Origin of the sequence: Streptomyces sp. P9(2023), assembly GCF_032436795.1 — a bacterium.
Classification (GTDB): domain Bacteria; phylum Actinomycetota; class Actinomycetes; order Streptomycetales; family Streptomycetaceae; genus Streptomyces.
This window is the reverse complement of the sequence record NZ_JAUPWM010000516.1, coordinates 1-268: the sequence shown is the minus strand read 5'-3', so window position 1 is coordinate 268 and position 268 is coordinate 1. Positions and strand designations below refer to the sequence as shown.

Sequence of the window (268 nt, the reverse complement as noted above, 5' to 3'; positions counted from 1 at the left end):
GAATGCCAGGCTCATAGTTATGGGCCATGATGTCTTAAGTGGCATGAGTACATACAGACATCAAATGCGCCGTGTGGGGAAATTTGTAACACTGGACCTGTCTGCGGACCGTGTCTATTTCCGTCAAATTGTGAGTCCTCTAAGCGATGCTGAGGTGGCTCTTACATACCGCAGTGTAGACTATCTTGTTTGCACTTCAAGAAGCGAAGGGTTTGGTTTTTCAATAGCGGAGGCTATGGCCTGCGGCCTAACACCCATTTTTCCGCAC

General features: G+C 48.5%; 1 protein-coding gene. It reads left to right on the top strand.

Features of this window, described 5'->3' with window-relative positions:
* Window positions 1-19 precede the first annotated feature (19 nt).
* On the top strand, window positions 20-268 hold a 249-nt coding region (locus Q5762_RS40220), incomplete at its 3' end, for a glycosyltransferase (protein WP_399495609.1).